A 16,111-nucleotide genomic window follows, 5' to 3' on the forward strand; every position below is an offset into this window, starting at 1 on the left:
CGCCCCCGACACCGACCGCCGACGCTCCCCCCGGCAGGCGATCGATCACGGGCGCGGTCGACCCGGAGGAGGAACGACATGGCGGACGAGCGCACCCGGCGAATCTCCGAGTTCATCGAACCGCTGCGGGTGCGGCCAGGGCGGTCGGTGCGCCTGGACCGGGACTTCGACCCGCGGCAGCGCTCGAAGACCGTCCGTCGCAAGAAGGAGGGCCGCGAGCTGCTGCAGACCGGCATCGCCATGCTCGCCGACTACCAGGCGCGGCTGGCCGCCCAGGACACCTACGGGGTGTTGATGTGCCTGCAGGCTCTCGACGCCGGCGGCAAGGACGGGACGATCCGGCACGTCATGAGCGGGGTGAACCCGCAGGGCGTGCACGTCGCGGGGTTCAAGGTCCCCTCGGCCGAGGAGCTCGACCACGACTACCTGTGGCGCTACGCCGCGCGGCTGCCCGCCCGCGGCGACATCGGGATCTTCAACCGGTCGCACTACGAGGAGGTTCTCGTCGTGCGGGTGCACCCGGAACTGCTCGACCGGCAGAAGCTGCCCGCGGAGAGCCGCAAGAAGATCTGGCACCGGCGCTACCGGGAGATCAACGACTGGGAGCGCTACCTCGTCGACAACGGCTTCCGGGTCGTCAAGGTGTTCCTCAACCTCTCCTACGAGGAGCAGCGGCAGCGTTTCCTCAAGCGGATCGACGTGCCGGACCGCAACTGGAAGTTCTCCGCCGCCGACGTGAAGGAACGTCGGCGCTGGAAGGACTACCAGCACGCGTTCAACGAGATGCTGTCCGAGACGAGCACGCCGTGGGCGCCCTGGTACGTCGTGCCCGCCGACCGGAAGTGGTTCGCCCGGATCTGCACCGCGGCGATCCTCGTCCACACCCTCATCGAGATCGACCCGCAGTTCCCCACCGTCGACGCCGCGGCACTGCAACGACTGGCGGAGGCACGCACCGAGCTCGCCACCCAGGGTCCCGAAGCCGGCAACGGGAGCCGGAACCACGGGAAGCGGGCCGGGCACCACCACCGGGCGGCGACGGTCTAGGGAGGCGGAGGCGATGCAGACCGACCAGAGGACCCAGGACGCCCCGGTTCCGGCCCGTCGCTGGACCGCCCTGCCGAAGAACGAGGTGGCGCAACTGCTCGGGGTCCACCCCGGCGTCGGTCTGTCGGCGGCGACGGCGGCCGAGCGGCTGCGCGACCACGGTCCCAATGCGCTGCCGCAGGAGGAGCCCGAACCGGGTTGGCGGCGCTTCCTCGACGAGTACCGCAGCTACATGCAGGTGATCCTGCTCGCGGCGGCCGTCGTCTCGGCGGTCGTCGCCGAGTGGGGCACCGCGGTGCTGCTGGTCGTGCTGACGATCCTCAACGCGGTGATCGGGCTGCGGCAGAAGGGCAAGGCCATGAGCGCGATGAACGCGCTCAAGTCGCTGATGCTGACGACCGCGCGGGTGCGCCGCGACGGCAGCGACCGCGCGGTCCCGGCCGAGGAGGTCGTCGTCGGCGACGTCGTGCTGGTCTCCGCGGGCGACCAGGTCCCCGCCGACGGGCGGCTCGTCCAGGCAGCCGCGCTGCAGATCGACGAGTCGGCACTGACCGGCGAGAGCACCCCCGTCGGCAAGCACGCGGAGCCGTTGAGCGACACCGACGATCGTCCGCTCGGGCCGGCCGACCAGCGGAACATGGCGTTCATGAACACGCCGGTGACCCACGGCAGCGGCATCCTGCTGGTCACCGCGACCGGCGGCGACACCGAGGTCGGGCGGATCTCGGCGATGCTGTCGCGCACGGCGGTGGAGAAGACGCCGCTGACCCGGGAGCTCGACCGGCTGACGCTGTGGATCGCGGGCGCAGCGGGACTCACGATGCTGGTGATGTTCGTGCTCGGCCGCAGCCGGGGCGAGGCCTGGGACGTGTTGTTCGTCAGTGCCGTCGCGCTCGCGATCGCGGCGATCCCCGAGGCGCTCCCCACCGTCACCCAGATGATCCTCTCCCTCGGGGGTGTCGACCTCGCCAAGCGCAACGCCATCGTCAAGGAGCTGCCGTCGGTCGAGACGCTCGCGTTCACCTCGGCCATCAACTCCGACAAGACCGGCACGCTGACGATGAACCAGATGACCGCCGTCGAGGTCGTCACCCCGACCGACCGCTACACGGTCTCCGGGACCGGGTACGAGCTCGAGGGGCGGGTGCACCACACCGCGGGCGCCGCACCGTCGATCATCGACGCGGTGCTGCCCTACCTGCTGGCGAGCGACGCCAAGCTCGTCGACGGGAAGGTCGTGGGCGACCCGACCGAGGGCGCCCTGCTCGTGTTGGGGCACAAGGCGGGGCTCGACGTCGACGCCAGCCGCGACCGGTTCCCGCGGCTCGCCACGCTGCCGTTCGACCCCGTCTACAAGCTCATGGCCACCTTCCACTCCGCCACCGCCGAGGACGGACGCCCGGTGATCCGGTGCTTCGTGAAGGGCGCAGCCCCCGCCGTCGTCGCGCGGGCCTCCGACGCGCTGACGCCGACGGGCCCGGCACCGCTGGACGTCGAGCGGATGACCGCCCACATGGAGCGGATGGAGCACGACGGCAGGCGCGTGATGGCCGCGGCGGTCCGGGACCTCGCCCCCGAGGTGTTCGACCCGAACGGCGACCTGTTGTCGCTGGTCGTCGGGCTGCGGTTGACGAGCCTGGTCGGCATGGTCGACCCGCCCCGGGCCGAGTCCCGCGACGCGGTGGCCGCGGCGCAGGCGGCGCACATCCGCGTCCGGATGGTCACCGGGGACGACGTCACCACCGGGGCGGCCATCGCCGAGCAGCTCGGGATCCCGGGCGAGGCCGTGCTCGGGGCGGACTTCGCGGCCCTGTCCGAGGAGGAACGGCTGCGCCGCATCGACGCGATCGGCGTGGTCGGGCGGGTCGCCCCGGAGCACAAGGTCCTGCTCGTCGACACGCTCAAGCGCAAGGGTGACGTCGTCGCCATGACCGGCGACGGCGTCAACGACGCGCCCGCGATCAAGGCCGCCGACATCGGCATCGCCATGGGGTCGGGGACCGAGGTCGCCAAGAACGCCGGCCGGATGGTGCTGTCGGACGACAACTTCGCGACGATCGTGTTCGCCGTCGAGCAGGGCCGCAAGATCTTCGACAACCTCACCAAGTACATCCGCTTCGTGCTGATCCTGCTCGTGATCTTCGTGCTCACGTTCCTCGGCGCGAGCCTGCTCAACCTGGCGGGCGGCGAACCGTTCACCCCGGCCCAGGTGCTGTGGATCCACTTCTTCGTCAACGCCGCCTTCGGCATCGCGCTGGGCTTCGACCGGGAGACGCCGGGGCTCATGCGCAAGCGCCCGCGGCCCCGCGGGCAGTCGGTGCTCACCCGCGATCTCGTCGTCACCGTCGGGCTGACCGGCCTGCTCGTGAGCGTGGGCCTGCTCGGGCTGATCGCCGCGGGACCCGCGCTGTTCGGCGACGTCGAGGTCGGCCGCTCGGTCGCGTTCACCTCGTTCGCGCTGTGCCTGATCGTCGCGGCCGTGGAGTGCCGGGACGCGACCGGCACGGTGCTGACCACGGCGACCTTCGACAGCCGCAACCTGAACTGGACGATCCTCGCCGAGTTCGCCCTCGCCGTGCTGGTGACGCAGATGGACGTGTTCCACCGCCTGCTGGGCACCGTCGACATCTCGCTGAGCCAGTTCGGCTGGGCCTGCCTGCCCGCTCTCGCCCTGCTGGTGTGCTGGGAGCTGGGCAAGGCGATCGCCCGGCGCACGACCCACCACGTCCGGTGAACGAGCCGGCCCCGGAGCACCGCCGGGTGGCGGCGGTCGCCCCGGGCCTCGCGAGCCTGCTCGGCTACCGCGCGCGGTGGCTGGGGCGGGACGTCACCGCGGGCCTCGTCCTGACGGCGCTGCTGGTGCCCCAGGGCATGGCCTACGCCGAGCTGGCGGGGCTGCCGGCGATCACCGGGCTCTACACGTCGATCCTCTGCCTGGTCGGCTACGCCGTCTTCGGCCCGTCCCGGGTCCTCGTGCTCGGCCCCGACTCCTCGCTCGGGCCGCTCATCGCGGCCACCATCCTGCCGCTGGCGGGTGCGGACGGGGACCCGGCGCGGGCGATCGCGCTGGCGTCGGCGCTCGCCCTGATCACCGGCGCAGTCATGATCATCGCGGGCCTCACCGGGCTCGGCTTCGTCGCCGACCTGATCTCCCGCCCCGCGATGATCGGCTACCTGAACGGGCTGGCCCTCACCATCATGGTCGGGCAGCTGCCCAAGCTCTTCGGCTTCTCGGTGGACGCCGAGGGCTTCTTCGGCGACGTGGCGGGGTTCGTCACCGGCCTCGGCTCGACGGTGCCCGCGGCGCTCGCCATCGGTGCACTCGGCCTGGTGCTCATCGTGGTCCTGCAGCGGTACCTACCGAAACTGCCGGCCGTGCTGGTGGTCGTCGTGCTCTCGATCGGGGCGACCGCCCTGCTGGGGCTGGCCGCGCGCGGGGTCGACGTCGTCGGCCCGCTACCGCAGGGGTTCCCGCCGCTGAGCCTGCCCGACGTGCGGCTCTCCGACCTCCTGCTGCTCGTGCCCGGTGCCCTGGGCATCGCGGTGGTCTCGCTGACCGACACGATCTCGACCGCCTCGTCGTTCGCGGCCCGCGAGGGCCGCACGATCGACGGCGGCCGCGAGATGACCGCGATCGGCGCGGCGAACGTCGGCGCGGGCCTGTTCGGCGGGTTCCCGGTCAGCACGAGCGGCTCGCGCACCGCGGTCGCCGCCCAGGCCGGGGCGCGGACCCAGCTCACCGGGCTGGTCGGCGCCGCGGCGATCACGCTGATCCTGCTGTTCGTGCCGGGGCTGCTGCGCGACCTCCCCCAGCCGACCCTGGCCGCGGTCGTGATCGCCGCCTCGCTCTCCCTCACCGACCTGCCCGCCACGCGGCGGCTGTTCCGGGTCCGCCGCGCCGAGTTCGTGCTGTCGATGACGGCCGCCATCGGTGTCGTGCTGCTCGGGGTGCTGCCGGGCATGGCGGTCACGGTCGCGCTGTCGGCGGCGAACGTCTTCCGCCGGGCGTGGTGGCCCTACCGGACCGTCCTGGGCCGGGCGCCCGGCCTCCCGGGGTTCCACGACGTGCACAGCCACCCACACGCCGAGCGGCTGCCCGGATGTCTGCTCCTGCGGTTCGACGCCCCGCTGTTCTTCGCCAACGCCCGCACGTTCCGGGAGTGGATCGACGAGCTCGTCCACGTCGACCCGGACGTGCGCTGGGTCGTCATCGCCGCCGAGCCCGTCACCGACGTCGACACGACCGCCGCCGAGATGCTGCGCGAGCTCACCGCCGCGTTCGAGCGGAGGGGTCGCCGGCTGGTGTTCGCCGAGCTCAAGGATCCGGTGCGGCGCACCGTGGAGCGCGCGGGCCTGACCGGGGCGGTCGACGCGACGCACCTCTTCCCGACGATCGACGCCGCCGTGGCCGCGTTCCGTGACCTGACGGGTGCGAGCTGGCGGTCCCCGGACCGGGCGGTCGGCCCGGCCGAGGACCGGACCGACGGCTGAGAGAGTGTTGTGAAACCTGGTGATCACTCGGCGTGGCGGCCGTAGTAGTCGCCCGGACCTGTTGATCATCCGGTCGGGTGTGTGTCTGTACCTGCAAACCGGCGTATGACTCCTCGGTGACCGACGCCCAGTGGGTGTTGATCGAGCCGTTGCTGCCCCGCCCGGCGGCGGTGTTGGGCGGACGCCCATACGTGCACTCCCGCCGGTTGATCATCGACACGATCTCTTATGTGCTGGTCAGCGGGTGCGCCTGGCGGCTGGTCCCGCACGATCTGGCCCCGTGGAGCATCGCCTACCAGTGGTTTCGGGCCTGGACCCGCGACGGCACCTGGGACCGGGTCCACGAGGTGCTGCGTGAGCGGGTCCGCATCGCCGACGGGCGTGACCCGCAGCCCTCGGCGGCGGTGCTGGACTCCCAGTCGGCGAGGTCCAGCGAGGGCGGTGAACAGATCGGCTACGACGCCGGTAAACGCGTCCGGGGCCGCAAGCGCCACCTGCTGGTCGACACCCTGGGCCTGGTGCTGCACGTGGTGGTGCACTCGGCGTCGGTGCAGGACCGGGCCGGGGCCCGGTTGATGCTGTCCGGTGCCCGGGCCCGGTTCCCGCTGCTCGGGTTGGTGTGGGTCGACGGCGGTTATGTCAACTCGGTGGACGCGGGCCTGGTCGGTTGGGCCCGGCGCAGTGAGGGGCTGGAGGTGGTCGCGGTGCCGCGTAACGCCGACGTGAAAGGGTTCCAGGTGCTGCCCCGCCGGTGGGTGGTCGAGAGAACCTTCGGCTGGTTGACGAGGTGTAGACGGTTGGCCCGGGACTACGAACGCAAGACCGCCCACGCCGAGGCGATGATCAAGTTCGCGATGATCCGGCTGATGGCCGCCCGCCTCGCCGGTGAGGAACTCCCCGCTCCCCGCAGTGACATTGAGAAGGAAGCCGCCCGCCGACTAGCAGAAGACCTCAAAGACTGACCACCGAGGTTCTACAACACTCTCTGAGCCGGGACCGGCGACCCGACGACGTCACCCGGGTTCCTGTCCGCCGCGCGCGTCGGACCCGCGACACAGGAGAGCCGGCCCCGGGATCGTCGTCCCGGGACCGGCTCCACCGGTCACCCCCCGGGGGTCACGCCTTCGTCGAGGCCTCCTCGTTCGCCTCTTCGGCCGGCTCCTCGAAGACCTCGCGCAGCCGGGCCTCCTGCTCCGCGGACAGGTTCGTCGACACCAGGTGGGCGCCGCTGCCGCGGAACTCGCCCAGGACCCGGTCGGCCACGGCGTTGTCCGACATCACGAACAGCGCCGACGTGCCCTCGGTGATCTCGTCACGGACCCGCTTGATGAAGCCGTCGTCGATCCCGACGTCGGCCAGCGACCCGCTCAACGCCCCCATCGCGGCCCCGATCGCCATGCCCAGCAACGGGATGAAGAACAACAACCCGAACAGCAGACCCCAGAAGCTGCCGCCGAGCGCCCCTGCCCCGGTGAGGTTGCGCAGCTGCTCGGTCTTGGGCTTGCGCCTGCCCTCCGGCCACGTCACCACGGCCGCGTCGACGATCTGGATGAGCTCCTCCTTCTGCAACCTCTCCAGAACGCTGAGCGCACCTCGGGCGCCGCCTGCCGTGTCGAACTTCCACACCGTCAACGTCGCCATTCCCGCTCCTGTTGTCTCGTCGGTCCCCGAACCGTGCGTCGTACGGGCCGCGCCGACATCACCCGATCCGGACGAGTGGCGTTCGCCCCTCAGGGGTGAGCACAACCGGGCCGCGCCCGGCCACGCTGCGGAGCGCACGACCGGGGAGGGGCGATGGCTGTCGAACGCGCGGGCGCGTCGTGACCGAGACGTCACCGGCGCCGAGCCGCCGGCAGGTCGTTACCGTGACGATCGCGTCTGCCGTCGTCGCGGCGTTCCTGCTGGTCGTCTACTACCGCGCCCCCCTGGACGGCAAGCTCGACGGCACGGTCATCTTCTGGCTGGCCGTCGGCCTCGTGGGCCTGGGGCTGGCCCTGGCCTGGCAGGTGCGCGCGATCATGACCTCGGACACCCCGCGGCTGCGGGCGGCGGCGACCGTGGCGGTCGGGCTGCCGTTCCTGCTGCTGCTCTACGCCGCGACGTACGCGGTGATGTCGGAGAACGCCCCGGCGTGCTTCACCCAGCCACTGGACCGCACGGGTGCGCTCTACTACACGATGACCGTGTTCACCACGGTCGGCTTCGGCGACATCGCCCCCACCACCGGGGCCACGAGGATCCTCACGATGACCCAGATGGCCGTCGGCCTGCTGGCCGTCGGTGTGGTCGCGAAGCTCCTCCTCGGCGCCGTCGACGTCGCCGAGCGACGACGCACGGGCTCCGGTCCCGACCGGTGACGGGACGCCGCGCCGGCCCAGCAACCGCTCCTCCAGCCGCTCGAGCGCCATCGCCACCACGATCACCAGCACCGGCACCAGCACTGCGACCAGCGCCATCACACCCTCCGCCCCACCCACGGTTCGACCCGACCGCGGGGCCGCCCCCGCGATCGAGACCGTCGCGCGCGAGCACCACCGCACGCCTCACCCCGAGCGGGTGGTGTGGCCCGGCGGCGGCGCCCGGGACCGTGGGACGGTGGACGGCCCCGGGGACCGCTGGACGCGCCTGCTCGGCGGGAGGCTCCGCGGCTGGGCGGACGCGGAGGAGCTGGCGCACGCGATCCACGGCAGCATCGTCGGCGCCGCGGCGATGGTCGGGGCCGGCCTGCACGGGACGTTGCCGGCCGTCGTGATCACCGTGCTGGTGACGGTCGCCGTCTACTGGGCGGCCGACCAGTACTCCGCGCTGCTCGGCGCGGCCGCCAACGGGGTGCGCGGCTCCGTCCGGGTCCGCGAGATCCTGCGCCACGGCCGGCCGATGCTGGAGGCGGCCTACACCCCGCTCGTCGTCCTCGTCGTCGTCGGCCTGATCACGAAGGACGTCAGCACCAGCGTGCTCGTGGCCCTGATCGTGGCCACGCTGCTGCTGGGCGGCCTCGGGCACATCGCGGGGCGCCGCGCCGGCGCGACACGGGCCGGGGCGATCGGATGGGCCGCGGGCAGCGCCGCGCTCGGCGCCGTCCTCATCCTGCTCAAGCTGCTCCTGCACTGACTGTGAGTCCGAGAGTGACACGGGCCGGAGGACGTACTCGTCGCGCGACCGTGACGATTCCCGGCCGACGGTGTCATTCCTGACGTGGATCGACACGGATGCAGGGTCGTCGGCCGGGAGACAGGTCCGGCGCGGGTCGCGGCGGGTCCGCGGCGGTACGGGGCGAGGAGTGACGGGCGGATGGCGGACGGTCTTGCCGACTACGGGCGGGCTCTCGACCTGGCGGTGTCCGACATCGTCGCGGCCTTTCTCGACCATCCCGACGACCGACCTCGTGCCGAGCGGGCGGCGCGCGAGGTGACCGTGTGGCTGGCCGGGTTGTACGGCCGCGACGCCGTTCGGGACCTGGCCGAGCGGCTCGCCGCGGAGATCTGCGACAGCCTGCGCGAACGCGGACTGTCCGGCGAGCCCGAGGCCCCGGGACCGGCGCGTGGGCCGGAGTGGCCGACGGCTCACGACGCCCGACGTGCCCGACCGGCAACCGATCGCCTGCCACCCGGGTCGCCGTCGCGCGGCCCGGGTCGACCGGCCGTCGGGCGACGCGGCACGCGATGAGTGACACCCCGATCTACGCGCAGCTGGCCGAGGAGTTCCGCTGGCACGACGCACACGTCGGCGACACCGCAGCGGCCGGCACCGACAGCGCCGACGGTCCTGGCCCCTCCGGCGGCGGCCGTGCCGAGCCCGCGACGGCACCTCCCCGCGGGCAGCCGTGAGCCTAGGCCGTGCCGGGCTCGACGATCGCGATCTCGCTGACCTTGACGGTGATCTCCGTCCGGCCGGCCGGCGACAGCGTCTGCAGCGCAGCGCGGTGCACCTCGTCGGCCACCGATGCCGCCTGGTACCGCGAGTCGGTGACGATCGTGATCTCGACGTGCAGGGCGTCACCCCTGCGGCGGGTCTCGACCCCGGCGAAGTCCGGGAACGCCCGGCTGGTGAGCCGACGCCACGCGTCGGCGGTGACCTGGGTGACCAGGCCGCGCAGCCCGGGCTGGAGCCGCCGGACCCCCGGAACGGACCGCGCGGCGGTCGCGACGTCCGCCGCGGTGCGCACGTCCTCGATCATCCGACGGCTCCACGAGTCCCCGCCGTCCGACGGGTCGTTCCCGGCGGGCCGGGCCGGCATGTCGGCGGGCGCACCCTCCTGATCGGCCGGGGATCGCCGCGCCGCGCCCGCCTGTGACGGCGCCGGTCCGAGGTGCTCGGGACGGTCGTCGGCCGGGCCGATCATGCATCCTCCTGCGACCAGACGTCCGCGACGACGACGTCGACGACCGTGGCGACGAGACCGACCTGCCCGGACAGCGCAGCCACCAGCCGCCGACGCACCTCGGCGACGACCTCCGCGATCGGTGGCCCGTCGACCCGCACCGACAACGACATCTCCACCCGGACCTCGGGGCCGTTCGCGGTGACGGGGGTGATCCGGCAGTGGCGTGACCAGACGCCGGTGACCCCGTCGGCCGCGTAGCGGAGCACCGCTGCGACAGCGGCGTGAGCCACCTGCGAGGGCCCCGAGGGCGTCGGCAGCGGCAGCGCGTCGGAGCTCCGGAACTCGGCGCGGACCGCGGACATTATCCGGTCGAGCAGGTTGGGTGGCGGCGCGGCGGGATCGTCCCGCAGCAGTTGCGTGGCCACCGCGAGGCGGCCCAGGCTCTCGCGGGCCACCAGGCAGTGTTCGCAGGTCCGGGAGTGCGCGTCGGACCCGCCGTGGTCCAGGTGGACGGCGATGTCCTCGACGTACCGGCCGCACGGCAGCTGCTGGCCGCCGCTCTGGGCGTTCATCGCCACGACGACATCCTCTCCACCAGCTGGGCGCGGGCCCGGGCGAGCCGTCCTCGCACCGCCTGCGGACTGACATCGAGCACCTGGGCGATCTCTGCGTAGGACCGACCGTGGACCTCGAACAGCAGCCACACCGCGCGCTGCTCCGGCGTGAGCTCGTCGAGGGCCGCGGTCAGCACCTGCAGCCCCTCGGCCATCCCGAGCGCGCGCTCCGGATCGGACAGCGGGCTCGTGTCCGGAGGATGGCCGGGCTCGGTGTCGGCGGCGAGCGGCGCGACGGGCCGACGTCGTCGCAGCAGGTTCAGGCAGCGGTTGGTCGCCGACCGGTACATCCACCCGCCGAACGCCCCGGCCTCACGTAGCTCCGGCAGCCGGCGCCAGCTGGTGAGGAACACCTCCTGGGTGACGTCCTCGGCCTCGCCGGCATCACGCAGCATCCGGAACGCGAGCTGGTAGATCGGCCGTTGGTAGCGGCGGACGAGCATCTCGAAGGCGCCGAGGTCGCCCTCACGGGCCCGCACGACCAACGTCTGGTCGTCCGGCAGCGCCGCCGTCGCGTCCGGGGCCGCCGGGCGATCCTCCTGCGTCGCGTTCCCGGTGACGGACCGCGCGTGCCCGGCGTGTGTGGGCGCCCCGGCGGGCCCGCCCGGCGCCTGGACCTCTACCTCCATGTCACCGCGACGGACGCGGCCCGAAGGCCGAGATCGCACCGACAGCCATCACATGATCGTGTCATCCGCGCGTCAGGCCGGCCCGAGCGGCCGGTCGTCAGGGGTGTCCCCGACGATGTCCGTCGGTCTGGCGTCAGCGCCACTCATGCTCGCGTCCTCCTGCGACGTCGACTTCGCTCCGGTGTGTCCTCGTCGCCCAGGGGTGCCCGACGTGGCGAAAGAGGCTCACCGGTAGGACACCGCAAGGCACGGATCATCACGGCCGCCGGGACCGAGGGTGGGTGGCAGCTCACCGGGGCACGACGGTCTGCCACCCACCCGAGTCGAGGCCTGACCGTCGTCGCGGTAGCCGACGGCCCGACCTCGCCCGGCCCCCCGAGGCCGGCAACTACTGGGACACCACCCGCACCCGGACATCACGCAATTGTGATGTAGGACACACTCTCGTCGAGCGCCGCCCCGCCGACCCACAGCGCACCGCGGCGACGTTCCACGTCCCGCTCAGCGACGGCGCATCACCCGGCGGGCGACCCGGCGGCCGGTCCGCCGTCCCGTGCGTCGCGCGATCCTGCGGTTTCGACCCAACATCGGTCTCTCCCTTCCTCGGTCCTGCTCAGACGGCGTCCGCGGACCGGGCCACGAGCGCCTCGGCTTCCTGGGCTGCGACCAGGCCGACCTCGACCAGGTCCAGCGGGCTCACGAACTCCGACGCGAGCCGGACTCCTCCGGCGTCGGCGAGCGCCTCGCGCAGCGGGATCGCCCACCGGTGCTCGAGCAGCACCAGCGCGGCGGCGGACCCCTCGGGGATCTCCGCGATCGCGTCCCAGGCCTCCTCGTCGAGGGTGTCGTCGTCCTCGGCGGTCATCACCTCGGCGCCCAGCGCCGCCCCCTCCTCGGGGCTCAGACCTGCGCCGATCCCGATCAGGGCACCCACCACCGCCCCGAACTCGGCCCGCTCGGCCTCGTCGAGCTGGGTCTCCTTGAGCACCTGCACCTCGCCGCCGACCGCCTTGTAGACGCCCAGGAAGTCGATCACCCGGATCATGTCGTCGTCGCGGAGCCGTTCCAGCTCGGCGCGAATCCGCCCCTGGAAGTTCGGATGGTCGAAACCGAGCACGAGCAGTTGCACCGGACCGATCGTCATGGTCGTCCTCCTTCGTCTCGGGCCCGGGGTTGCGGGTCCGCCGCCGACTGTGCGCGCGGGCCGCCCGGGCCACCTCGCCCTCACGAGGTGATGCCTCGCGGGGCCCGGGGGCGGAAGGTGGGCCGCTCATGCGGCCGGGAGGAGCAGCCACGATGTCCGTCGTCGACAGCCCCGACAGCAGTGGCGTCGCCGCTGCGCTGACCACGGACGAGCGCGCCGAGCTGGAACGGTTGCGCACCGAGGTCGCCGACCTGCGGTCCGCACCGCCCCCGCAACCCCCGGCCCGGCGCCGGATCCGGTGGGCCTCGGTCGGCTCGGCCGTCCTGCTCGTCCTGGGTCTGTTGCTGGTCCCGGTGTCGGTGTTCGCGGTCTGGACGCACAACCAGCTCTCCGAGACCGACCGCTTCGTGGCCACGGTCGGGCCGGTCCTCGAGGATCCCGCGGTGCAGTCCACCGTCGCCGACCGGGTGACCGCGGAGATCTTCGCCCAGGTGAACGTGCAGGGTCTCGCGAACGAGGCCGTCGACGCGCTGGCCGCACAGGGCCTGCCCGCCCCGATCGTCGACCGCCTGCACGGCCTCACCGGCCCGCTGGCCGACGGCACCCGGAACTTCGTCGGCAGCAAGGTGCACGAGCTGGTCAGCAGCCCTGCCTTCGTGGCGGCCGGGGAGCGGGCACTCACGATCACCCACCAGCAGATCGCGGCCGCGCTCGCCGGGCAGTCCTCGGCGCTGGTCGTGCAGGGCGGCGAGACCGTCCTCGACCTCGCCCCGTTCATCGACGCGGCGAAGCAGCAGCTCGTGGCCTCGGGGTTCGAGCTCGCCGGGAAGATCCCCGAGATCCACCCGACGATCGCGCTGTTCCCGGCGAGCACCCTCATCCGGGCGCAGACGCTCTACTCGTTGCTCGACGTCACGGCGACCTGGCTGCCGTGGGTCACCCTCGCGCTGCTCGTGGGCGGCGTCCTGCTCGCCCGCCGACGACGGCGCGCGACGCTTGTCGTCGGGCTCGCGGTCATGGGGATCATGCTGGTGGTGGCGGGTGCCCTGCTCGCGGTCCGCGGGATCGTGGTGGGCTCGGTGGCGGAGCAGTCCGCCGCGGCCGTCGGTTCGACGTACGACATCGTGGTGCGCTTCGTCCGCGCCGCACTGCGGACGCTGTTCGTCGTCGGGCTCGTCGTCGCACTGGCGGCGTGGGTCACCGGCCCGTCGAACACGGCCGTGCGTCTGCGCGGCGCGCTCTCCCGCGGCGTCGGGGCGTTGCGCCGGGGCGGGTTCGCGCGCCGGCTCGCCGCCGGACCGGTCGGGCCGTGGGTCCACGACCACCGCGTCCTGCTCCGGACCGTCCTCGTCGTGCTGGCGGCACTCGTCGTGGTGCTGTGGGACCGGCCGTCGGGCTGGACCGTCCTCACCGTCGCCCTCGTGCTCGTGGTGCTGCTCGGTGTGGTCGAGCTGCTCGACCAGCCGCGGTCGCTGGTCACGGCCGACGCAGACGGCTCGCCCGGTTCGCCGGGCCTCGACGGCGGGCCGAGCTGATGGACGACGTCGCGCGGGCTGCGCAGACCGCGGCCCGCGCGGCACTGGCAGTGACGCTGCCCCGGCGCTGGGCCCACACGCGCGGCGTCGCGGGTCACGCCCGGGTGCTCGCCGCCGGTCTGCCGCCCGGCGACGACGAGACCCTCGTCGCCGCCGCGTGGCTGCACGACATCGGGTACGCCCCTTCGGTCGTCCGGACCGGGTTCCATCCCCTCGACGGGGCCCGGCACGCGCGCTCGCTCGGGTTCCCGGACCGGGTCGCCGCCCTCGTCGCGTTCCACTCCGCCGCGGCCGTCAAGGCCGGCCTTCTCGGGCTGGCCGACCAGCTGGCCGACTTCGCCGACGAGTGCTCGATCGTCCACGACCTGCTCTGGTACGCCGACATGTCCACCGATCCCACCGGCAGGCCCGTGTCCTTCGAGGCCCGCATGGCCGAGGTGCGGCTGCGGCGTGCGAACGACCCGGTGGCGCTCGCGGCACTCGACCTCGGCCTGCCTGCCCGCCGGGACGCCTGGCGACGCGCCGAGGAGTGGCTGCGGTCCGCAGTCACCTGCGGCGGATGAGCCGCCCGCCGCGGTGACGCCGCAGGGTGCTCGCATGGGTGAGGTTGCGGCGAGCAGGGCGGACTCGCGGGCGCAGGGCCGGGCGCTGCGCCGCCAGGTGCCACGGTCGTCCCACGCGACACTGGACCTCGGGCCCGACCGGCCCGACCCGATCGCGCGCCTGCGCGCCGACGACGCCGACCGGGTCCCCGAGCTGCTCCCGCTCCGCTACGAGCGGATGGCCGTCAGCCCGTTCACCTTCCTGCGCGGTGCCGCCGGGCCGATGGCCGCGGATCTCGCCCGCGGGCCGTCGACGGGGCTGCGGGTGCAGCTCTGCGGCGACGCCCACCTCGCCAATTTCGGGCTCTTCGCCTCCCCCGAGCGTCGCCTGGTGTTCGACCTCAACGACTTCGACGAGACCGCCCCCGGACCGTGGGAGTGGGACGTGAAACGGCTGGCCGCGAGCGTGGAGGTCGCCGCCCGCGACAACGGGTTCCCCGCCCGTAGGCGACGCCGGATCGTGCGGTCCACCGTCGCGCGGTACCGCACGGCGATGCTCGAGTTCGCGGAGATGACGATCCTCGACGTCTGGTACGCCCACGTCGACACAGCCGGTGTGATTGAGCAGCTGAACCGCAGGCTGCCGCGGGCGGGCAGGGACGAGGCGGACCGCTTCTTCGCGAAGACACGCAAGCGCGACAACCTCGGTGCGCTGGAGCGGTTCGCCGAGACCGACGACGCGGGTACCCGCATCATCAGCGCCCCGCCGCTCATCGTGCCCGTCCGCGACCTCGTGGGCACCGACGTCGCGGTCGGCATGGAGGCACAGCTGCACGCGCTGCTGGCGGGCTATCGCGAGTCGCTCGCCCCGGACCGCAGGGTGCTGTTCGACGCCTACCGGCCGATCGACTTCGCCCGCAAGGTCGTCGGCATCGGCAGCGTCGGGACACGGTGCTGGATGGTGCTGCTGCTCGGCCGCGGGGATTCCGCCGACCCCTTGTTCCTGCAGGTGAAGGAGGCCGGGCCGTCGGTACTCGAGGAGTTCGTCGGGCCGGTGCCGACCGCGCACCACGGCAGGCGCGTCGTCGAGGGCCAGCGGTTGATGCAGGCGGTCAGCGACGTGCTGCTCGGCTGGATGCAGGCGCCGGGCGTCGACGGGCGCGTCCGCGACTACTACCTGCGCCAGCTGCGGGACATGAAGGGCTCGCTCGACCTCGACCGCATGCGCCCGGAAGGGTTGCAGTTCTACGGCGACCTGTGCGCGTGGTCGCTGGCCAGGGCGCACGCCCGCTCGGGCGACCGGATCGCGATCGCCGCGTACCTCGGCACCGGCTCGGCCTTCGACGAGGCCGTCACCGAGTTCGCGGCCGCCTACGCCGACCAGACCGAGCGCGACCACGCCGCGCTCGTGCGCGACCTGGGCCGCTCGGCCTCGCCGGACGCCGCCTCCGCGCCTGAGCAACCGGTCACCGAGGGTGCCCCGGCCCGCCGCGAGACCGGGTCGAGACGCAGGACCCGGCCGCAACCCCGGGCCGCCGTCTGAGCCGCTGCCGGGTGTGTCCCGGCGGACCCGTGGACCTGCAGCACACCCGCGGACCACACCCCGAGCGCAACCTCACCGCTCCTGCCGGCCGCAACGACGACCCTCAGGTTGCGCCCGATCAGCCGGCCGCAACCTCACCGTCGTCCGAACGCCCGACCACGACCCTGAGGTTGCGCCCGATCAGCCGGTCGCAACCGCACCGCTCCCGCCGGCCGCACCGACGACCCTGAGGCTGCGCGCGA

General features: G+C 73.0%; 16 protein-coding genes. 11 read left to right on the forward strand and 5 right to left on the reverse strand.

The window, feature by feature from the left end:
- The first annotated feature begins 78 nt into the window (after positions 1 to 78).
- The 4 genes from PSED_RS21440 to PSED_RS21455 all read left to right on the forward strand — a co-directional run bounded on the left by PSED_RS21440 (position 79) and on the right by PSED_RS21455 (position 6,500).
- Entirely contained in the window at positions 79 to 1,047 is a 969-nt protein-coding gene (locus PSED_RS21440) for a polyphosphate kinase 2 family protein (RefSeq protein WP_013676341.1), read from the forward strand.
- 13 nt (positions 1,048 to 1,060) lie between these two features.
- Complete coding sequence (locus PSED_RS21445) at positions 1,061 to 3,781, forward strand: cation-translocating P-type ATPase (RefSeq protein ID WP_013676342.1); 2,721 nt, start codon at positions 1,061 to 1,063, stop codon at positions 3,779 to 3,781.
- A complete protein-coding gene (locus PSED_RS21450) occupies positions 3,778 to 5,538 on the forward strand; it encodes a SulP family inorganic anion transporter (RefSeq protein WP_013676343.1) in 1,761 nt (586 codons plus the stop codon). The genes PSED_RS21445 and PSED_RS21450 overlap by 4 nt, the downstream gene beginning before the upstream one ends.
- A 77-nt stretch (positions 5,539 to 5,615) precedes the next feature.
- On the forward strand, positions 5,616 to 6,500 hold the full coding sequence (locus PSED_RS21455) for an IS5 family transposase (RefSeq protein ID WP_013673184.1): 885 nt from the start codon (positions 5,616 to 5,618) through the stop codon (positions 6,498 to 6,500).
- 154 nt (positions 6,501 to 6,654) lie between these two features.
- Here PSED_RS21455 and PSED_RS21460 read toward each other — a convergent pair whose 3' ends face one another.
- Positions 6,655 to 7,179 carry a DUF1269 domain-containing protein gene (locus tag PSED_RS21460; protein WP_013676344.1) on the reverse strand — a complete coding sequence of 175 codons (525 nt, stop codon included), beginning with the start codon at positions 7,177 to 7,179 and terminating at the stop codon, positions 6,655 to 6,657.
- Between the two features lie 224 nt (positions 7,180 to 7,403).
- Here PSED_RS21460 and PSED_RS21465 point away from each other — a divergent pair, with 224 nt between their 5' ends.
- The 4 genes from PSED_RS21465 to PSED_RS21480 all read left to right on the forward strand — a co-directional run bounded on the left by PSED_RS21465 (position 7,404) and on the right by PSED_RS21480 (position 9,365).
- Positions 7,404 to 7,895, forward strand: coding sequence for a potassium channel family protein (locus PSED_RS21465; protein ID WP_013676345.1), 492 nt, complete (start codon positions 7,404 to 7,406; stop codon positions 7,893 to 7,895).
- A 238-nt stretch (positions 7,896 to 8,133) separates the two neighbouring features.
- Positions 8,134 to 8,649: a hypothetical protein gene (locus tag PSED_RS21470; protein WP_143770564.1), complete on the forward strand. Its 516-nt coding sequence runs from the start codon at positions 8,134 to 8,136 to the stop codon at positions 8,647 to 8,649.
- A 180-nt stretch (positions 8,650 to 8,829) separates the two neighbouring features.
- Positions 8,830 to 9,204 (forward strand): hypothetical protein, encoded by a 375-nt coding sequence (locus PSED_RS21475; RefSeq protein ID WP_013676347.1) that lies wholly within the window; start codon positions 8,830 to 8,832, stop codon positions 9,202 to 9,204.
- Positions 9,201 to 9,365 (forward strand): hypothetical protein, encoded by a 165-nt coding sequence (locus tag PSED_RS21480; protein ID WP_013676348.1) that lies wholly within the window; start codon positions 9,201 to 9,203, stop codon positions 9,363 to 9,365. The genes PSED_RS21475 and PSED_RS21480 overlap by 4 nt, the downstream gene beginning before the upstream one ends.
- Positions 9,366 to 9,367: 2 nt before the next feature.
- On the opposite strand, the gene PSED_RS21485 is transcribed toward PSED_RS21480, so the two are convergent.
- The 4 genes from PSED_RS21485 to PSED_RS21500 all read right to left on the reverse strand — a co-directional run bounded on the left by PSED_RS21485 (position 9,368) and on the right by PSED_RS21500 (position 12,249).
- Entirely contained in the window at positions 9,368 to 9,880 is a 513-nt protein-coding gene (locus tag PSED_RS21485) for a hypothetical protein (protein WP_013676349.1), read from the reverse strand.
- Positions 9,877 to 10,440, reverse strand: a complete 564-nt coding sequence (locus tag PSED_RS21490) for a hypothetical protein (RefSeq protein ID WP_013676350.1) — start codon at positions 10,438 to 10,440, stop codon at positions 9,877 to 9,879. Before PSED_RS21490 ends, PSED_RS21485 begins: the two co-directional genes overlap by 4 nt.
- Entirely contained in the window at positions 10,431 to 11,105 is a 675-nt protein-coding gene (locus PSED_RS21495; protein WP_013676351.1) for an RNA polymerase sigma factor, read from the reverse strand. The genes PSED_RS21490 and PSED_RS21495 overlap by 10 nt, the downstream gene beginning before the upstream one ends.
- A gap of 613 nt (positions 11,106 to 11,718) precedes the next feature.
- Positions 11,719 to 12,249, reverse strand: a complete 531-nt coding sequence (locus PSED_RS21500; RefSeq protein ID WP_013676352.1) for a hypothetical protein — start codon at positions 12,247 to 12,249, stop codon at positions 11,719 to 11,721.
- 152 nt (positions 12,250 to 12,401) lie between these two features.
- Between PSED_RS21500 and PSED_RS21505 the strand changes: the two genes are divergently transcribed.
- Genes PSED_RS21505 through PSED_RS21515 form a run of 3 tightly spaced genes read left to right on the forward strand, consistent with a single transcriptional unit; the run spans position 12,402 to position 15,869 of the window.
- A complete protein-coding gene (locus PSED_RS21505; RefSeq protein WP_013676353.1) occupies positions 12,402 to 13,784 on the forward strand; it encodes a hypothetical protein in 1,383 nt (460 codons plus the stop codon).
- Positions 13,784 to 14,347 carry an HD domain-containing protein gene (locus PSED_RS21510; RefSeq protein WP_013676354.1) on the forward strand — a complete coding sequence of 188 codons (564 nt, stop codon included), beginning with the start codon at positions 13,784 to 13,786 and terminating at the stop codon, positions 14,345 to 14,347. The genes PSED_RS21505 and PSED_RS21510 overlap by 1 nt, the downstream gene beginning before the upstream one ends.
- A gap of 34 nt (positions 14,348 to 14,381) precedes the next feature.
- Positions 14,382 to 15,869 (forward strand): DUF2252 domain-containing protein, encoded by a 1,488-nt coding sequence (locus tag PSED_RS21515; protein WP_013676355.1) that lies wholly within the window; start codon positions 14,382 to 14,384, stop codon positions 15,867 to 15,869.
- The last annotated feature ends 242 nt before the right edge of the window (positions 15,870 to 16,111 follow it).

This window comes from Pseudonocardia benzenivorans CB1190 (assembly GCF_000196675.2).
GTDB classification, from domain to species: domain Bacteria; phylum Actinomycetota; class Actinomycetes; order Mycobacteriales; family Pseudonocardiaceae; genus Pseudonocardia; species Pseudonocardia benzenivorans.